The following is an 18,244-nucleotide window of genomic DNA, read 5'->3' as shown; positions in this document are numbered from 1 at the left end:
AGGCGGCGGAACCAGGCGAAAAAATGAACGCTGCCCCGTCATGCGAGCCTGCAAGACCCGAAAATCGACGATGATCGAACGCGTCGAATTTGACGCAGATACCCAGACCCTCTGCGTATCCTTCACCGGAACAGGGCGATATTACTATTACGACGTGCCGGCGCAGATTTTCGAAGGGATGTGCGCAGCCAAGTCGGCCGGGGTTTTCTTCAATCAGAAAGTGAAAGGACAGTTCCGGTGCCAGCGTGACCCGGCCCGACGGAGGTTCGGGCCCGCCGCTTAGCTGGGAAGATCTTTTCCGATACACGACCGCCTGTCGCTCATTTGGTCGCCCGCTTCCGCGCGGGAGCCTTGGTGGTGGTGGATTTCGATTTGGCTGCGGTTTTGCCGCTTTTTTTCGCAGCTGCCTTTTTTACAGGGGGCTTGCCCGTCTTGTCAGAACCACCAACCGAATTTTTGAGCGCAGCCATCAAATCGATCACATTGGACCCGCGCGGATCGGCCCCACCGCTTTCATCATCGATATTCAGGGTCTTCCCCTTTTTCTTTCGCTCGATCAGTTCCTTGAGCGCATCGGCGTAACGATCGTGGAATTCGGTCGCGTCGAATTTTCCAGTCTTCTTGTCGATCAGCGTAGTGGCGAGATCCAGCAACTCGTCATCAGGATCGCCTTCGCCTATTTCCCGGAAATAGCTGGCTGCCTTGTTGACCTCTTCTGCGTAGCGCAAGGTTTCCATCACCATTCCCCGCCCGCAAGCCTTGATGCTGACAACATATTCCCGCCCTCGCATCGCCAACTGCCCAAGCCCGATCTTGCGCGTCCTCCGCAGCGCTTCCCGCAAGACAATAAAAGCCTCTTCCGCCAGATCATCCGCCGGAACGACATAGTACGGCTTTTCGAAATAGATCATGTCGATCTCATGAGCGTCGACAAACTGGGTAAGTTCGAGCGTCTTCTTGCTCTCCAGCTTCACCCCCTCGATTTCGTCATCATCCAGCAGAACGTACTCTCCCTTGGAGTATTCGAAACCCTTGACGATCTCATCAACGTCCACCGGGCCGATGCCCGGCACCACCTTTTCGTATTTGATCCGCTTGCCCGAAGGTTCATGAATCTGGTTGAGCGCTATCTTCGCACCGCTTTTTGTGGCGGTGTAGATTTCGACGGGGATCGAAACGAGCGCAAGACGGATCTGTCCTTTCCAATAGGGACGAGCGGCCATTGATCGACTCCTGCGATGATATTTCGTCAATCCTCAAAAGCGGCCCTCGTTCCGAAAGCGACAAGACGAACTGGATATGGGAACTGGTGAAACCGAACTGCAACAAGGTCGTTGGTCTTTGAACAAGGAGATGATCATGGCAGACGACAAAACCATCAAGGGTCCTCAAGATAGTTCGCGCATATCTATGAATGAGGATTATGAAGTATACTATTGGACAGATAAATTCGGCATCAGCAGGGACAGATTGCAGGAAGCAGTCGACGCAGTAGGCAACAGCTCTGCCGCAGTTGAGGATTACCTCAAAAAATAATAAACTGGCGTCTCGTCAGGTGATGCGCCTCCCAGCAGGGAAACCATCCTCGTTACTACGATGGATGTTTCCCGGCTGGATTGGAGGACGCTCTCAGTTCCTGTATTTATGCGCCCGGCAGCTTGGCGAGCATGTCAATGTGATGTTGAACAACAGAAGCTATTTCCCCCGCTGCCGTTTTTAACGCCGGTGCATCCCCACCCTCCGCATAATTTTGATGGAGAGCCAAAGCCTTTGTATGGGCTTCCCGCTGGGCTGTGAGATAGGCAGTCGTCGCAGCCTCGCCGTCGGCAGATTTGATGCTGTCCAGCTTCGCTTGCTGATCCGGCTCAAGAGCAGGTGCCGGGGCAGTCAGCCCAGCATCTGTCGCGGCTTTCTTGAGTTTTGCCGTGGACTGTTGATGGGCATCGACCATCGATCTGGCGAAATCTGCCACCGCCTGATCCGGCTGCTTTGCCAGAATCGCGCGCGATGATTCAATTTCGAACAAGTCGCCCGCGCCTGCCATGGCGAGATAGCCGGAAGCGTTGGTCGCTGCTGACGCTTCGGCCGCAACAGAGGCCGGCTGTTCGGCAGGCATAGTACTTGAAGCCTCCAAATTGTTGCCAGTGTCGTTATTGGTAGGCGCTGCCGCCTCACCGCAACCGGCGAGCAGACATGCCGCGAGCGCGGCACCATAATACAGCTTCATTGTCAGTCTCCTTCGATCATACGTTAAGTCTCATCCAAGTGACCAAGATCCCGGCCGAAATCTGCATGCTGTGTACGGATATTACAGACCAGCCCGCTCTTTCGGATCGGCAGGAAGTATCGCCCAGATATATGAAGCGGCGCCCGTTTTGACGCGTTCCAACCTGCACAATTCCTTCGCATCCTCATAAAGTCGTGCACGCCTGCCGAACTTGAATTTCTCCGCAACAGACAGCGCCCGACCGGCATGTTCGGCATCGAATACAATGTTGCAATCCACACCTATGCCATCATCGGGCAGCATCAGTTTGTATGTCGGCATTTTCTTCCTCGAATTTCACCAGGCCACCACGGGGTAAACCGCTGCTTTGGTCAGGACCGTCGCCCCACGCCCTTGCCCATCAGGCAACCGGACTTGCATCAAGATCCACGGTCAGTTCCCGCGGCCAGTGGCGCAGCGCCCTGCAGGCCTTCAGGAAAGTACCGGCATCCTTGGGCTGCATCAGCGGCAGGCAGGCCTCATCCAGATCATCGGCAATGCCGGCCTTGCTGAAAATCGGCTCTGCCTCGGCGCTGATGCCGATGAACTTGCAATGGGCGAAGGCATCGGTGACAAAATCCCGTGCCGCCGCATCCAATGCCAACAGCGATGCCCCTTCTGCCGAAACAACAACGGCCACGGCGTCGAACAAGACCGATGGGCCACCATCAATCTTGTGCTTGGCAGCAACGGAGGTTCCGTCCGAAAGGACCACCCCGCCAATCTTGGGCGCAACAATTTCAAAAACCGCGCCTTCGCTTTCGACTGCCGCCAGCAGGGCTTTCAGAATAGAGGCATCGGCACCGTCGCTGACCAGAATGCCCAGCTTGCGCCCCTTGAAACTGGCCGGGCCGTTCTTGACGATGCTGAGCTTTTCCGAAGGTGGCAGATCGGTAATGGGTTTTCGCGCCGCCACTGCGGCGTCCGGCAGGGGAAGGCCCAAACCATCGGCAACTTTCGCGGCCAGCGCTGCATCTATATTGACCAGGTGCGATACTGTACGCGACCGAATATCCGGCCTTTCCACCTTGGACAATTCGAAGACCAGAGCATCCACGATGTGCTTTTGCTCGATTGGCGTCTGGCTGACGAAGAACTGACGCGCCTGGCTGTAATGATCGGCGAAGCTTTCGGAACGGACCCGCTCCTTGGTTCCGTCCGCAACGTCAGGAAAGCTCCTGAAACCTCGCGCCGGATTTTCGCGTGGCCCGCCTTGTGTCGGCCCCCAACTGTTGGGTTCGTAATTCGCACGCCCCTTGGGATTGTGCATAGCCATATGCCCATCCTGCTGGAAATGGGCCATCGGGCATTTGGGGGCGTTGATCGGAATATGGGTAAAATTAGGCCCGCCCAGCCGCTTGATCTGCGTATCCAGATACGAAAAATTGCGACCCTGGAGCAGGGGATCATTGGAAAAATCGATGCCCGGCGGAACATTCTGGGTGCAGAAAGCAACCTGTTCCGTTTCGGCGAAAAAGTTATCGACAACCCGGTCCAGCACCAGCCGGCCAACCACCCGGATCGGCACGAGCTCTTCGGGAATGATCTTGGTGGCGTCGAGCACATCGAAATCGAAACTGTCGGCGAATGCATCGTCGAACAGCTGCACGCCCAGTTCCCATTCGGGAAAGTCGCCGCCGTTGATCGCATCCCACAGATCCCGACGATGGAAATCGGGGTCAGCCCCGTTGATCTTGACCGCTTCGTTCCACACAACGGATTGAAGCCCCTGCTTTGGCTTCCAGTGGAATTTGACGAAGGTCGATTTCCCCTCATCATTGATGAGGCGGAAGGTATGAACGCCAAAACCTTCCATCGTGCGGTATGACCGCGGAATTGCCCGGTCGGACATCGTCCACATGATCATGTGCAGGCTTTCCGGGGTCAGGCTGATGAAATCCCAGAAATTGTCATGCGCGGTCTGAGCCTGTGGAAAATTCCGGTCCGGCTCCGGCTTGGCAGCATGCACCACATCGGGGAATTTGATCGCATCCTGAATGAAGAACACTGGGATGTTGTTGCCAACCAGATCCCAATTGCCTTCCTGGGTATAAAGCTTGACGGCGAAGCCGCGTACGTCGCGCGCCAGGTCGAATGACCCCTTGGACCCTGCGACGGTGGAAAAACGGACGAAGGCAGGCGTGCGTTCGCCAACTCGCTGGAAAATATTGGCCCGTGACACATCGGCCAGGCTATCCGTCAGTTCGAAGAAACCATGGGCGCCGTAACCGCGCGCATGCACGACCCGCTCCGGAATGCGTTCGTGATCGAAGTGGAAGATTTTTTCCCGAAAATGAAAGTCTTCCAGCAAAGTCGGCCCACGTGCGCCCTGTTTCAGACTGTTCTGGTCATCGGCAACGGGGATCCCGTTCTGGGTAGTCAGCGTCGCGATGTCGCCTTCTGCAGACTGATGGGTCTCGCCAGCTGGCCCCTGCGGCCCCGCGTAAGAGAAGGATATATCGGCATCGGGGGGAATTGCGTCCGCCTTGTGTGGCGTTTCGCCACCGATGTCCGCGCCTGCCAGGACAGGTGGGGTCAATTTGGCCGCCGATTTGGCGGATGTCTTTGATGATGCGGGCTTTTTGGCCATGATGGATCCTTGTCGGGTTCAACTGACGAGGTAAATGTTGCCCGACATGCAGGCAGCATCTGCGGACTTGTTAGAACAAGCTTCCGGCACCAACTGTCGATAGACGCGCCGGTTGCCGAAAAATCGACGTATTAACATGCATCAATACGATTCTTGGCGGTATATCCGCTTGGCCGATTCAATTACTAACGGTCATGGGAATGCGGATGTCATTGCCTCCCGACCTGATGCCAGGATATGAAATCCAAAACGGCTCCATTTATATCGCATTGATGAATGTTAATTTCGCAATTAAATAAGGAACGCCCGATTTAAGTGAATGGTTGGTCGATAAATCTCATCAGAATCCCAATGGAGATTGAAATGTCGATTATTGACCGATTCATTGCTGCCATAACTCCGCCAGAAACGGCCGAGGCGCGTTTGGAAGCACGGAGCAAAGCCACCGAGGCTGCCTCACCCGGGGATTGGCTCGACCAGATATTGCAACACCATATGGATATCGAAGACGCCTTCCTGGCCGTGAAGTCGGCTACCGATGCGCAGATCCAACGTCAGGAACTCAAGAATCTGGGCGTGCTGTTGACCGGTCATTCCATTGCGGAAGAAGCCGTAATTTACCCTGCGCTGGCAAAAGATGGGGAGAAGACCCATGCCGCAATGGGCTATGATGAGCAGGCGATGGTCAAAGTGCAGATGGCACTGCTCGAACAATTGCCTCCTTTGAGCCAGGATTTCCTGGACAGATTGGAACATATAGAGGGTGCTGTTGCCCATCACATGTATGCAGAGGAAGGGAACTGGTTCCTCGATCTCAAAGAGGCGGCAACCCCTGAGCAGGAAACTTTGCTGACCCTTCGCTATTCGGAAGAATACACCCGGTATGTGGGGCAGGAAGCTTTGACGTGACAACCGCTGCGCACGTGATTTGAAATGTCGCCATCCAGCCAATGTCCGAAATTACGGGCGCAGACGCAGGACATATCGATCCTGCGTCTGCTGCCAATCAACGCGGCGCATAAAGGTCATACACTGTCAGCGCCGGATCGAAATGGTCCCAGCTTACGGCATCCTTGCCATAGATGACATTCTGCGGCGTCACCTGTGAAGGATTGTCGAGCGATCCGGCCTGGATCATGATCACCTCACCTGGCAAACTGCCCGAGGTATAAAGCCGGCCGCCGCAATCGCCGCAGAAATGGCGCGATACCCAGCCGCCGCTTTCGCCAGTGTTGGTGTAAACCTTGGGCTCTGCTGCCATTTCCAACTGATCGCGCATAACTCCGACGATGGTGGTGTGGCCGGTGCCGGTCGCCTTCTGGCAATCGCGGCAGCAGCATTGACTTTCGAACAGGCTCGGCCCCGTCACGCGATAGCGGATCGCGCCACACAGGCATCCGCCCTCATAGCTATTGCCACCTTCCAGCATCCTATCTCTCCCATTCCATGCGTCCGTTTGCGGATCGCGGTTTTGCTATAACCGGCCAGCCCGACACGCGCGAGATCGACCTTGCTGTCGATCATGCCCGCAAGCGTATTGGCAGGGAAGGCCCGCGATCCGATTTGATCATGCATGCCTTCCCGTCACCCATCAAATACGCAGGCCATCAGGTCCCAGGGCGATAACCGGCCTGGGCAACCTTGGAAAACGGCCAGCCGCTGACCGTAGCCCGCAAATTCATCTGCCGATGCGGTTCCACCGTCGGCCGGCCCGATCCACCATCGGGTTCACCCCAAACGATGGTCAGCTCGCTGCCCTCTGCAGCCATGTTTTCATCGATCACCGCCAGCGACACCCATGCGCCATCGGGCGCAAGGAAGGATGTGTAGGTGGACACGCCAACGACATTACCCGCCGCATCCAGCACCGTATCATAGGGATAGGCGGCATAATGCGCGGTCGGCACTTCCATCGCTTTGCCGTTCTGTCCCGGCGTCATCTGGCTGGCATAGACGGCCGCTGCATCTTGCGAATTGATGACCAGCGACACCTTCTTGCGGTGGAGGTCGTTCTGCCGCCGCTCCAGCGCCTCGCGCCCGATGAAATCATGGTCGAACCGGATCAAGCGGCCGTAATCCACCTCCCACGGGGTGAAATAATAATCCTCGATCGAATCGGAGGTGAAGCTGCCGCCCAGCGCCGCGACACCGTCGAAACTCGCTGCGGGCAACCATTCGCGGAAGCCGCGCGTGTCATCTCCGGAATAGATCGCCGGCAGCGGGCATGGCAGCCACCCGGAATCCACTGCCGCGCTGGAATAGGCGCGCGCCCCCACCTGCTGCAGGTTGAACTCCCTGCCCGCTTCCAGAATTGCCGCTTTCACATCGTCATAGTGATCGACCGGCCCCCAGAATTCGAGGCCCGGTGCCCCGCCCATGCCATGGCGCAGCGATCGATAGCTGGTGCCATTGACCGAAAGATGCCCCATCTGGAAGAAACGCGGCTGGTCGATCGGCCCACCATTGAGCTTTTCCAGCAATTGCCAGGCATCCGGCCCCTGCACTTCAAAGCGGAAGGTTTTGCGCGGCCTGGCATTCTGCAGGGTGCGCTCGTCGCGGTCGCAAGTGACATCGAACCTCCCCAGCGATGCATTGTATTCCACCCAGTTCGCAACGGTTGGGCGTCCGACGATATTGACCAGATTGGCGCCCAGTCCGAAAATGATCATGTCGCCGATCAGATATCCGTTGGGAGCGCAGGCGATGAACTGCTTGGCCTTGCCATCGCCGAAATTGCTGAAGCTGTTGACCGCCAGGCTGGATACGAAATCCATCACATCCGGCCCTTCGACATAGAGATCGGTCATGTGAAACGACTGGTCCATCAGGGCCACCCCTTCGCGCCAGGCGCGCTGCTCATTGCGCCAGTTCGAAAATTCGGCAGGAATAGGAAACTGATAAGGTCCGGTCTGCGAATTGCGCATCATGGTCAGCGCATCGCCAAATCCGTCGATCCGATCCTGCAGCGAAGAATGGCTCATTCTGATCTCTCCCATTGATCGGCAGGCAAATCCGCTTGCCCGCCCTGATTGCAGGCCTGTGTGCCGTGGCGGCCGACGCCAATCTTGGGCGGGCGCGACCTTGAATGGGGGAAATGCGACATCAGCGCACATTGTGCAGGTCGCATTTCTTCTAGTGCAGGTCGCACCTGCCCAAGATGGCGCGCAGGCGACGATCTAAGTCTCAGACAACGATAGGGCGAAAATCGCCCGGGTTTGGGAGAGGATCGGATGAACAATTCCTGGAGGATCGCGGGCAGTTCCGCCGCCGCGCTCGCCGTCGGCCTGATGGCTGCACCGGCCAATGCGCAGGCTGAGCAGGCGGCAGAGGCCGAAACGGCAGACAGCCCCGCCCCCGAAGGCGGCGGCAACACCATCATCGTAACCGCACAGTTCCGCGAACAGAGCGTGCAATCCATTCCGATCGCGATTTCGGCGCTGGATTCGCAATTGCTGCAGGACAAGCGCATCGAGGATATTGCCGGCGCCGCCAATCTTGCCCCCAATGTTCAGTTGTCGAGCGGGGCGGGCAATTTCGGCGGCATGGCCGCGATCTTCATTCGTGGGGTCGGCCAGTCGGATCCGCATTTCGCGGTCGAACCGGGCGTCGGCATGTATATCGATGACGTCTATTATGGCGTGCTGAGCGGATCGGTGTTCGATCTGATGGATGTCGACCGGATAGAGGTGCTGCGGGGGCCGCAGGGCACACTGTCGGGCAAGAATTCCATCGGCGGTTCGGTGAAGCTGTTTTCCCGCCGCCCCGGGCCCAATGCCGAAGCCTTCGTCGAAATCGGCTATGGTTCACGCAATTCGATGCTCGGGCGCGCGGCCACCAATGTCACGCTGGCCGACAACCTGTTCGCCCGTATTTCGATCGGCGCAAAACGCAGTGACGGCTATGTCGACCGGCTCGATTATGGCTGTGCGACCGGAGATGACAGCCTGGGTACCGGCCGTGGCGGCGTGGATTGCAAGATCGGCGAACAGGGCGGGCAGGAAGTCGTCGGCGGGCGAGTTTCGCTGCTGTGGAACCCATCCAGCGTCGTCGAAAACCTGCTGGTCGCCGATGTTACCCGCGACCGATCACAGAACCCGGCCACGCAATTGCTGACCTCCAATCCCGCCTGGACTGGCGGGCGCGATTACCGGACCGATCCGGGCAGCTACACCAATTACGAAAACTATCTCAGTGTGCCGCGCGGCGGCAGCTCGGTCGGCATTCCCTATGCCCTGTCGGACAAGACCCCGGTCGACAGCTGGGGCGTTTCGAACAAGCTGGATATCGATCTGTCCGATTCCATCGCGCTGACATCGATCACCGCCTTCCGATCATCAGACAGCACGTTCAATTCCACGCTGGAAAGCTCGCCGGCCTCCATCCTGGACCAGGTGTGGAACCTGAACCACGAACAGTTCACGCAGGAACTGCGCCTCAGCGGCGTGGTCGGCGATCTGCTCGACTGGACGGTCGGTGGATATTATTATGACGCCAGCGGCACCTCTGGCGGTCGCGTCACCCTGTCCGGAGGGCTGGCCGAGGGCGGCGGCGGGCTCAACCTCGACATTCTGTTCCTTGATCCGGTCAAGACGACGTCGAAATCCGCCTTTGTCCATACCGTCTGGCACCCGCTCTCCGGGGTGAATGTCACGGCCGCGCTGCGCTACACCGATGATCGCAAATCCTTCACCTTCAACCGGTACGATCTGGATGGATCGCCTCATCCCACACTCGGATCGCTGACGGATTTCACCGGCCTCTTCAACGGTGACAGGCTCGATTACCGGCTGGGCATCAATTACGAGGCATCGAGCGATTTCATGGCCTATGCCCAGGTGGCCACGGGCTACAAGGGCGGCGGGGTCAACCCACGCCCTTTCATCGATACACAGGTCGTGCCCTATGATCCGGAAGAGCTCACCTCTTACGAAGCCGGCTTCAAGACCCGCTTCGCCGATCGCCGGATCACCCTGAACGGCGCGGTGTTCTATTCCGATTATGCCAATTTCCAGGCCACACTACTGCGCTGCGACAGCCTGTCGCCCTTCCCCGGCTTCCCCTGCACCCAATCGACCAATGTCGGCGATGCGGAAATCAAGGGCGCAGAGCTGGAACTGACCGCCGAGCCCATCGACGGGATGAACATCGACGGTTCGCTCGGCTATGTCGATTTCAAATATAAGGATGTTGATCCCGCCACCAGCATCACGCTGGGGATGACCAATGTCTACACCCCGCGCTGGACCGCGTCGGGCGGGATCCAATATGCTGTCGATCTGGGCCGATCCGGCACGCTGACGCCGCGCGTGGACATCAACTATCGCTCGCGGGTCGAAGGCGATGTCGTCAACCTGCCGATCAGCTCGCTGCCACCGCGTGGGGTGCTGGGCGCCAGCATCAAATGGCAAAGTGCCGAAGGGGATTGGCAGGCGCAGCTGTCGGTCAGCAATCTGACCGACAAATACTATCTCAACTCCACCGGGGTCCGTCGGGCGGCGCCCTATTTCACCGGGGTCGGGATCGTCGCGCCGCCGCGCACGGTCATGTTCACGATCCGCCGCAATTTCGATTGATCGGTCACAGCCATGGCCATGACCCGGATGGATAGTCAGCCCAATCAGCGGCTGAGCTTTGCAGAACTGCTGGCCAGCCGGCCGATCGGCTTTCACCAGCTGATCCTGGTGGCCCTGCTGCTGCTGGTGCTGGTGATCGATGGCATCGATATTCAGCTGCTGTCGCTGGTGGCGCCGGTCATTCTGGACGAATGGTCGGTGGACAAGGCCGATTTCGGCCCGGCCCTGGCCGGCGCCCTGATCGGCATGTCCGCCGGTTCGCTGATCGGCGGCGCGCTGGGCGATCGCTTCGGGCGTCGGCGGGTGCTGATCCTGTCGGTCGTCGGCTTCGGCATTGCGACCGTGCTGGCGGGAACAACCCAAGGCGTAGCGGGCATGGCCGTGCTCAGGATCATCAGCGGCATCGGCTTTGGCGCGGCGGCGCCAAACGCCGTAGCGCTGGCCAATGAATGGTTACCCGAAGGCGTGCGCGCTAGGGCCACCAGCCTGCTGTCCATCGGCACCCCGGCAGGCGGCATGATCGGCGCCTCGCTGGCCCTTTCGGTTCTGCCGGTCTGGGGCTGGCGCGGCAGCTTCTATGCCTGCGGGATTCTGACGCTGGCCGTCACCATCGGGATCATCCTGCTGGTGCGGGAATCGCCCGCCTTTCTGGCCGCGACGGGCAATGCAAGGCAGGCACAGAAGAATGCGCAGCAGATCATGGGTAACATCGGGACAGCACAATTGCGGTTTGACAATGTTGGCGATACCCCCGGCGGCGGACGCGGCGGGTTCCTGTCGCGCGCCTACCTCCGCCTCAACCTGGGCGCCGGTCTGGCCTTCTTCGTGATCGCCTATGTCTCCTATGCGCTGGTCGCCTGGACGGCGATCATGCTGACCTCTCTCGGCTTCTCCATGGCACAGGCACTGGTTGCGGTGTTCGCCTTCAACCTCGCTGCCGTGGGTGCCGCTGTGGCGACGGGCTTCGTGCTCGGTACCCTTGGTTCACGCGCTACGCTGGCCGGCAGTTCGACACTGCTGCTCCTTGTTATTGGCCTGTTGGCATGGCAGCTGAACGCCAGCGCTCAATCAGGAACGGCCCTTGCGGTCCAGATCCTGACTGGCTGTGCGGGTGGTTTTGCGGGGGCCGCCATGGCCACGATCTATTCCATGATGGCGGCAGGCTATGATGTCGCTTGTCGCTCGGCCGGGCTCGGCTTTGGAATGACCCTGGGCCGCGCTGGTGGCATACTCGCTTCCCTGGTCGGGGGATATTTGCTGGAACTTCGGCAATCCGATCCAATCCCCTTCCTGGCAGCGTTGGCCCTGGCCGCCACGATGGGCATTGGCTGCGCCTTCCTTTCCGACCGGCATATCCCACAGCAAGCAAAGAGCATTGCGCCAGCCGCCGGGCAATAGCGGAAAGGGGTTTTTGTGGAACGGCCTGTCTTGGGCTAGCCTGCAACAAAATTGGAGAGAGAGCATGGGCACACCATGGCAGGAGTTTTCGACGGATACCGTCGTCGCCTCCCTCAGGGCCAGGCGCTGGTCTGAATATGGCAGTGAAACCCTGTCCGAAATGCATGTCGATCCTTTGGCCGGCGATGGGTTTCGCGCCAGCATGCGCCGCTGCAATCTCGGCCCGCTCGGCTTTGTCGTGATCGACAGCTCCCCCGCCCGCGCCTCCAGCCGCGCGGTCGAAGCCGGCCCATGGGCCACCAATGGCAGCGATTATCTGATGATGACGGTCGCCGATTACGGCAAATCCACTCTGGCTCAGAGCGGCTGGTCAGCCGATCTCAACGCCGGGGACATCGTCATCCGCGATCTGGCCAAACCATGGGAAAGCATGACCAGCAACAATATGGGGTTGGTGCTGATCAAGATCCCCTTCTCCCTGGCGGCGAAATATCATGCCGATCCGGAACGGCTGGTCGGCCGTCACCTGCCCGCTTCGGACCCGCGCGTGGCCTTCGCCTCCACCGTCATCCGCGCCAGCAAGGATGCCCTGCAGGCGGTTCCCGATGCGGCCTGGACCGATCATCTCAGCGATGTGCTGGCCGGCGTGTTCCGCCTGATCTGCCATGATGATTTCGGTGAAGACGTCGTGGCCCATTCCAGCACCGCCAATTCGCTGCGCCGTTCGGCAACGGCGCTGATCGCGCGGCACCTGCACGATCCCGATCTGACCGTGTGCGCTGTGGCTGATACGCTGGGCGTGACCCCGCGCCATCTGCAACGCGCCTTCCTCGACGCTGGCATTTCCCCGCGGCAGTTCATTCTGGAAGAACGCTTGGCAGAGGCGGCGCGGCTGCTGAGCGTCTCGCGCGATGACACCCGCATCCTGGATATTGCGTTCTCGGTCGGCTTCAACGACGCAAGCCATTTCACCAAATCTTTCAACCAGAAATTCGGCTGTTCCCCGCGCGTTTATCGCTCCCGCCGCAGCTCGTGATCCTGGCGGCGACCTATGAACATTGGGCGGACATCCAGGCGCATCCGTCCGCGTCGGGCACCACCCTGGCGCAGCCAAATGTAGGGCACGGAACCAGATAGTATGGCCGCACGTTACCTCGCCGTTACAACGGCATGATAACGCTATCGCGCCATAAACGAGGGTCATCCCATGAAAAGCAAGCTTCTCATCGTCGCCGCAGTTGCCACGATCACGCTGGCAACCGCCGCCTGCAACACCGTATCCGGTGCCGGCGAAGACCTGCAATCAGCGTCGCGCGAAGTCGAACAGGAACTGTAAGTTCAAGCTGCGGGTCAGACCGGCAGGCCGACGTAGTTTTCGGCAATGCTGGTCTGGGCCGCGCGGCTGGTGGAAATGTAATCGAGTTCCGCCACCTGCATGGCGCGTTCGAACGAACCATCCTGCGGGAAACGGTGCATTAGCCGGGTCAATGACCAGCTGAACCGTTCCGCCTTCCACACCCGCGACAGCGCCGTATCCGAATAGGCGGCAATGGCATCATTGTCATTGGCGCGGAAGAACCCGGTCAGGGCGCGGGCCGCGTAAAACACATCCGACGCCGCCAGATTGAGGCCCTTGGCTCCGGTTGGTGGCACGATATGCGCCGCATCGCCGCACAGCAGCAGCGAACCATGCCGCATCGGCGCGAATACATAGCTGCGCAGCGGGGCGATCGATTTTTCCAGTGACGGCCCGCGCGTGATATGGGCAGCGGCTTGTGGGCCAAGCCGGATTGCCAATTCATCCCACAGACGTTCGTCGGGCCAGTTCTCGACCTTTTCGGTCAGCGGGACATCGATGTAATAGCGGCTGCGTGTTTCGCTGCGCATTGACGCCAAGGCGAAGCCGCGTTCGTGATTGGCATAGATAAGTTCATGATTGCAGGGCGGAACATCGGCCAAAATGCCGAGCCAGCCGAACGGATATTCGCGTTCATATTCCTGCCCTACGCTGGCCGGCACCGCCTTGCGGCTCGGGCCGTGGAAACCGTCGCAGCCGGCGATGAAACGAGCATCGACGCGATGCTCGGTCCCGTCTTTGGTGTAGGTGACAAAAGGTGCATCGCCGGCGACATCGTGCAGGGTGACATCGTCAGCGTCATAGATCACCTGCAGGCCGCGTTCTTCGCGGGCGTCCATCAGGTCGCGGGTCAGTTCGGTCTGGCCATAGACGACCACATGCTTGCCGGTCAGTTCGGCAATATCGATGCGGATCAATCGCTCACCATCGGCCAGGTTGAAGCCGTCATGCGGCAGGCCTTCGGCCTTCAGACGGGCGTCCAGCCCCAGCCGTTCCATCAGCGATACGGTGATCTGTTCCAGCACGCCGGCGCGGATGCGGCCGAGCACGTAGTCAGGCGATTTGCGTTCCAGCACCACGCAATCCACGCCTTCGGCGCGGAGCAGGTGGCCGAGCAGCAGGCCGGCCGGACCGGCGCCGATGATGCAGACCTGTGTCTTCATTTCCTTATGCTCCCAGGAAGCTTTCAGCCACGCCCGCGATAGCTGGGCACGCCCTGATCGGGCAGCCACATATGCGCTGGCGGCGGGCCGCTCTGCCAGAAGACGTCGATCGGGATGCCGCCGCGCGGATACCAGTAACCGCCGATGCGCAGCCATTGCGGCGACATTTCCTCCGCCAGCCGCTGCCCAATGCCGACCGTCACATCTTCATGAAAACCGCAATGATTCCGGAAGGATGCCAGGAACAGCTTCAAGCTCTTGGATTCGACGATCGTTTCACCGGGCGCATAATCGATCACGATATGGGCGAAATCGGGCTGCCCGGTGACGGGGCAGAGCGAGGTGAATTCCGGTGCAGTGAAGCGGATGCAATAGAGCGAGCCGGGGCGGGGATTGGCGACATAATCGAGCACCGCTTCCTGCGGCGAGGCGGGCATATCGCTCTGACGGCCGAGCTGTCTCAGGCCATCGGGACCAGTTGTGTCAGACATGCCGCCTCCATGCCGCGATCGTGGGGGCGACACAAGCGAACGCTTTGACCTGGCCAATTAAGTGCTTATTCAGCCGCATTCCCGAAGCCAGCGAACTGCCCATGATCCGGTCCATCATCCTTCTGGCAAGTGCTGCCATCATAGCCCCCGGTGCCGCGCTGGCGCAGGGCGTTTCCGATTTTCGCCTGCCGCCATCCGGGCCGGAAACCCCGGTGATTGATCCGACACGGCAGGGGCCGGTGGCGCAGGATGTGCCCGAATCGCAGCCGCAGGCCGAACGCGCCACGCCCAGCCCGACACCGGCCCCGCGTGCCCCGGTAGTGACCGTCCCGACCTCTGCCCCGGTGGTGCAACCGGCGCCGCGCGCGACGCAGAATCCGCGCGCCGAACCACGCCCCACCCCCGCCGCAACGCGCCCTGCCTCCGCATCGGACGGATCCGGGCCCGCCACACCGGCAGCGACCGACACGCCCGCGCCCGCATCTGCACCCACAACTTCACCGACCACCCAGGCACCGGCAGCGGCCCCGATCATACAGCCCCTGCCCGCCCCGGCAGAGCCGACCGCTGCGGTCGCCGATGAGGGCATGCCGGCATGGGTGCTGTGGCTGGCCGGGATCGTGGTGCTGATCGCGGGTGCCGGGTTGTTGGTCTGGCGCAACAGCCGGCAGGGCATGCCCGTGGTCCGCAAGGTCGCGCCGATTGAACGGCCGCAATTGCCGCCGGAGCCCATTGCGACTCCTGAGCCGACTCCCGAGCCGGTTGTTGAGGCATCGCCGGAACCGGCTGCACCCGTGCCGGTGACACCGGCAGCCGGATTGTCGCTGCAGCTGGAACCGCTGCGGTTCGGGCTGACGCTGATGAATGCGACGCTGCCCTATCGCCTGACGCTGTCCAATGGCGATGCCGTGCCGATGCATGGCCTGCGGGTGACGGTGGACATGATTTCGGCCCATGCATCGCTGTCGCGGGAAGAACAGCTGTCCGGCCCGGCGGCGGGCACGGCGCCGGCGCATCGGGTGGAACAGATCGATGCGGGGGCCAGCCATGAGCTGAAGGGGGAGCTGCGGCTGCCCTTCCCCCAGATCGTGCCGATCCGACAGGGCAATGTGACGCTGATGCTGCCGCTGGTGCGGTTCCGGGTGGAAAGCGACGCGGGCGAAGTGGCGACCAAGGTGTTTGTGGTTGGCCAGAGCGGCGCGGGCGCCGAAGCGGGTGCCGGGCTGCAGCCGTTCCGGCTGGATCAGGGGCCGCGCAATTTCACCCAGGTGGCGCAGCGCGCCTTCGCCTGAAACACGCATTTACGGCGCCATGGGCACAGGCTAGTCCATCGCGCATGGACATGATCGTTTCCACCGAATGGCTCGCGGGCCATCTTGCCGCTGCGCCGGGTTCCGCCGGTTTCGTTATCCTAGACGCATCGGCCCATCTGCCCGATGCCAAGCGCGACGCCCGCGCCGAGTTCGCCGCAGAGCATATCCCCGGGGCTCGGTTCCTGGATCTGGCGACGCTGATCGATCCGGACAGCGCGGTGCCGGCCGCGATCCCCACCGCCGAACAGTTCGCCGCCCGCATGGGCCAGCTGGGGGTGCATCCGGGCGATACGCTGGTGATCTATGACGACAGCGCGGTGAAGACATCGGCGCGGGCTTGGTTCATCGCCCGGCTGCATGGCGCCAGGGCCGCGATCCTGGATGGCGGATTGGGCAAATGGCGCGCCGAGGGCCGCCCGCTGGAAAGCGGTGACCCGGCCCATGTCGCCACATCCTATTCTGCCGAAGCCGGCGAAGGGCTGGTGCGCAACAAGGCCGAGATGCTCGACAATCTGACCAGCAAGCGCGAGCAGGTGGTCGATGCCAGGGGCGCCGCCCGCTTCAGCGGGGCGGAGGGCGATTTCCGGCCCAATGTCGCCAGCGGGCATATTCCCGGTTCGGTCAATCTGCCGTTCGGCAAACTCTACAACGCCGATGGCACGTTCAAGGATGAGGCCGGCCTGCGTGCCGCCTTTGCCGAGGCCGGGGTGGATATCGATGCGCCGGTGGCGACCACCTGCGGTGGCGGCGTGACGGCGGCGGTGCTGCTGTTCGCGCTGGCGCTGCTGGGGAAAAGCGATGTGTCGCTGTATGATGGCAGCTGGAGCGAATGGGGCACCGATCCAGCCACGCCCAAGGAATTGTCCCCCGGTATCGACGGAGCCGGCGCTTGAGCCGCGAACACAGGCCCGCCACGCGGGTGACCGAGGCAGGCCGGCGGGACGAGTGGACCGGCGGTGCGGTGGTGAGCCCGCCCGTCTGGCGCGCGAGCACGCATCTGTATGCCGATTGCGCCGATCTGGCGAAGGGTCGCCCCAATGAAGACGGGCAGTTCTATTACGGCCGGCGCGGATCGCCGACCCAATGGGCGCTGTCTGCCGCGCTGACCGAGCTGGAGCCCGGTGCCGCCGGCACGGTGCTGTACCCCAGCGGGGTTGCCGCGATCGCCGGGGCGCTGCTGACCGTGTTGAAACAGGGCGATGTGCTGCTGATCAGCGACAATGCCTATGAACCCAGCCGCACCATGGCGGCGCAGCTGCTGGCGCCGCTGGGCATCACCACCCGCTTCTTCGATCCGCTGGATATCCCGGCCTATCAGGCGCTGTTCTGCGACAACACGCGGGCGGTGCTGCTGGAAAGCCCCGGCAGCCTGACGATGGAAGTGTGCGACATCCCCGCCCTGGCCGCCATCGCGCGGGAACGCGGGGCAGTCTCCATGATCGACAACACCTGGGCCAGCCAGCTGGGCTTTGCCGCGCTGAGCCATGGTTGCGACATGTCGATCATGGCGCTGACCAAGCATGTCGGCGGCCATTCGGACCTGATGATGGGATCGGTCTCCGCCGGGCCGGAATGGTACCCGGCGCTGCGGATCAAATCGCAGGTGCTGGGCCATGTGGTTTCGCCCGACGATGCCGCGCTGGCGCTGCGCGGGCTGCGCACCATGGCGCTGCGGCTGCAGCATTCCACGGCCAGCGCTCTGCAGATTGCCGGCTGGCTGGCCGCCCGACCCGAGGTGGCGCAGGTGCTGTGCCCGATGCTGCCCGGCGCGCCCGGACATGATCTGTGGCAGCGCGATTTTACCGGCGGCTGCGGCCTGTTCAGCTTCGTGCTGAAGGGCAGCAGCGTGGCGGCGCGTGCCCGGCTGATCGATGCACTGGAACTGTTCGGGATCGGATACAGCTGGGGCGGGTTCGAAAGCCTGGTGACCCCGGTCGATCCGGCCCGCGCCCGCAGCGCAACCGTGTGGCCGTCCATCGGCACCGATCCGCAGGACCGGCTGGTGGTGCGGCTGTCGATCGGGCTGGAAGATCCGGCCGATCTGATCGCCGATCTGGAACGCGGCTTCGCGGCGATGGCAGGCGCCTGACCGG

At 61.1% G+C, this 18,244-nt stretch carries 18 protein-coding genes; 10 read left to right on the top strand and 8 right to left on the bottom strand.

Annotated features, from left to right (window positions below):
* Window positions 1–40 precede the first annotated feature (40 nt).
* Window positions 41–283, top strand: coding sequence for a KTSC domain-containing protein (locus GRI97_RS04465; RefSeq protein ID WP_328598525.1), 243 nt, complete (start codon window positions 41–43; stop codon window positions 281–283).
* A 37-nt stretch (window positions 284–320) separates the two neighbouring features.
* Here the strand turns inward: GRI97_RS04465 and ku are convergent, their stop codons facing one another.
* Complete coding sequence (ku, locus tag GRI97_RS04460) at window positions 321–1,223, bottom strand: non-homologous end joining protein Ku (protein ID WP_161389899.1); 903 nt, start codon at window positions 1,221–1,223, stop codon at window positions 321–323.
* 136 nt (window positions 1,224–1,359) lie between these two features.
* Between ku and GRI97_RS04455 the strand changes: the two genes are divergently transcribed.
* Window positions 1,360–1,536: a DUF3606 domain-containing protein gene (locus GRI97_RS04455; RefSeq protein ID WP_161389898.1), complete on the top strand. Its 177-nt coding sequence runs from the start codon at window positions 1,360–1,362 to the stop codon at window positions 1,534–1,536.
* Window positions 1,537–1,642: 106 nt separating this feature from the next.
* Here the strand turns inward: GRI97_RS04455 and GRI97_RS04450 are convergent, their stop codons facing one another.
* The 3 genes from GRI97_RS04450 to katE all read right to left on the bottom strand — a co-directional run bounded on the left by GRI97_RS04450 (window position 1,643) and on the right by katE (window position 4,856).
* Window positions 1,643–2,227, bottom strand: coding sequence for a DUF4142 domain-containing protein (locus tag GRI97_RS04450; RefSeq protein ID WP_161389897.1), 585 nt, complete (start codon window positions 2,225–2,227; stop codon window positions 1,643–1,645).
* 81 nt (window positions 2,228–2,308) lie between these two features.
* Entirely contained in the window at window positions 2,309–2,530 is a 222-nt protein-coding gene (locus tag GRI97_RS04445) for a hypothetical protein (protein ID WP_235917602.1), read from the bottom strand.
* Window positions 2,531–2,627: 97 nt separating this feature from the next.
* Window positions 2,628–4,856, bottom strand: a complete 2,229-nt coding sequence (gene katE / locus GRI97_RS04440; RefSeq protein WP_161389895.1) for a catalase — start codon at window positions 4,854–4,856, stop codon at window positions 2,628–2,630.
* Window positions 4,857–5,219: 363 nt separating this feature from the next.
* On the opposite strand from katE, the gene GRI97_RS04435 reads away from it, so the two are divergent.
* Entirely contained in the window at window positions 5,220–5,765 is a 546-nt protein-coding gene (locus GRI97_RS04435; protein WP_161389894.1) for a hemerythrin domain-containing protein, read from the top strand.
* Between the two features lie 97 nt (window positions 5,766–5,862).
* Here the strand turns inward: GRI97_RS04435 and GRI97_RS04430 are convergent, their stop codons facing one another.
* Both GRI97_RS04430 and GRI97_RS04425 read right to left on the bottom strand, forming a co-directional pair.
* Window positions 5,863–6,285: a GFA family protein gene (locus GRI97_RS04430; RefSeq protein WP_161389893.1), complete on the bottom strand. Its 423-nt coding sequence runs from the start codon at window positions 6,283–6,285 to the stop codon at window positions 5,863–5,865.
* A gap of 178 nt (window positions 6,286–6,463) precedes the next feature.
* On the bottom strand, window positions 6,464–7,837 hold the full coding sequence (locus GRI97_RS04425) for an aminomethyl transferase family protein (RefSeq protein ID WP_161389892.1): 1,374 nt from the start codon (window positions 7,835–7,837) through the stop codon (window positions 6,464–6,466).
* Between the two features lie 249 nt (window positions 7,838–8,086).
* Between GRI97_RS04425 and GRI97_RS04420 the strand changes: the two genes are divergently transcribed.
* From GRI97_RS04420 to GRI97_RS18770, 4 genes are all read left to right on the top strand, one after another.
* Window positions 8,087–10,429 carry a TonB-dependent receptor gene (locus GRI97_RS04420; protein ID WP_161389891.1) on the top strand — a complete coding sequence of 781 codons (2,343 nt, stop codon included), beginning with the start codon at window positions 8,087–8,089 and terminating at the stop codon, window positions 10,427–10,429.
* A gap of 12 nt (window positions 10,430–10,441) precedes the next feature.
* A complete protein-coding gene (locus GRI97_RS04415; RefSeq protein ID WP_161389890.1) occupies window positions 10,442–11,827 on the top strand; it encodes an MFS transporter in 1,386 nt (461 codons plus the stop codon).
* Between the two features lie 64 nt (window positions 11,828–11,891).
* Window positions 11,892–12,863, top strand: a complete 972-nt coding sequence (locus GRI97_RS04410) for an AraC family transcriptional regulator (RefSeq protein ID WP_161389889.1) — start codon at window positions 11,892–11,894, stop codon at window positions 12,861–12,863.
* 171 nt (window positions 12,864–13,034) lie between these two features.
* Window positions 13,035–13,163 (top strand): hypothetical protein, encoded by a 129-nt coding sequence (locus GRI97_RS18770; RefSeq protein ID WP_268891150.1) that lies wholly within the window; start codon window positions 13,035–13,037, stop codon window positions 13,161–13,163.
* Between the two features lie 14 nt (window positions 13,164–13,177).
* On the opposite strand, the gene pobA is transcribed toward GRI97_RS18770, so the two are convergent.
* On the bottom strand, window positions 13,178–14,347 hold the full coding sequence (gene pobA / locus GRI97_RS04405; protein ID WP_161389888.1) for a 4-hydroxybenzoate 3-monooxygenase: 1,170 nt from the start codon (window positions 14,345–14,347) through the stop codon (window positions 13,178–13,180).
* Window positions 14,348–14,370: 23 nt separating this feature from the next.
* On the bottom strand, window positions 14,371–14,838 hold the full coding sequence (queF, locus tag GRI97_RS04400) for a preQ(1) synthase (protein WP_161389887.1): 468 nt from the start codon (window positions 14,836–14,838) through the stop codon (window positions 14,371–14,373).
* Between the two features lie 101 nt (window positions 14,839–14,939).
* On the opposite strand from queF, the gene GRI97_RS04395 reads away from it, so the two are divergent.
* Genes GRI97_RS04395 through metC form a run of 3 tightly spaced genes read left to right on the top strand, consistent with a single transcriptional unit; the run spans window position 14,940 to window position 18,240 of the window.
* The gene (locus GRI97_RS04395; RefSeq protein ID WP_161389886.1) at window positions 14,940–16,130 is read left to right on the top strand and encodes a hypothetical protein; all 1,191 of its coding nucleotides are present in this window, start codon (window positions 14,940–14,942) and stop codon (window positions 16,128–16,130) included.
* 44 nt (window positions 16,131–16,174) lie between these two features.
* Entirely contained in the window at window positions 16,175–17,044 is an 870-nt protein-coding gene (locus GRI97_RS04390; RefSeq protein WP_161389885.1) for a sulfurtransferase, read from the top strand.
* Window positions 16,981–18,240 (top strand): cystathionine beta-lyase, encoded by a 1,260-nt coding sequence (metC, locus tag GRI97_RS04385; protein WP_161389884.1) that lies wholly within the window; start codon window positions 16,981–16,983, stop codon window positions 18,238–18,240. Before GRI97_RS04390 ends, metC begins: the two co-directional genes overlap by 64 nt.
* Window positions 18,241–18,244: the final 4 nt, after the last annotated feature.

Origin of the sequence: Croceibacterium xixiisoli (genome assembly GCF_009827305.1) — a bacterium.
Taxonomy (GTDB): domain Bacteria; phylum Pseudomonadota; class Alphaproteobacteria; order Sphingomonadales; family Sphingomonadaceae; genus Croceibacterium_C; species Croceibacterium_C xixiisoli.
Note: the sequence above shows the minus strand (reverse complement) of the source record. Positions and strands in the feature narration are given on the sequence as shown.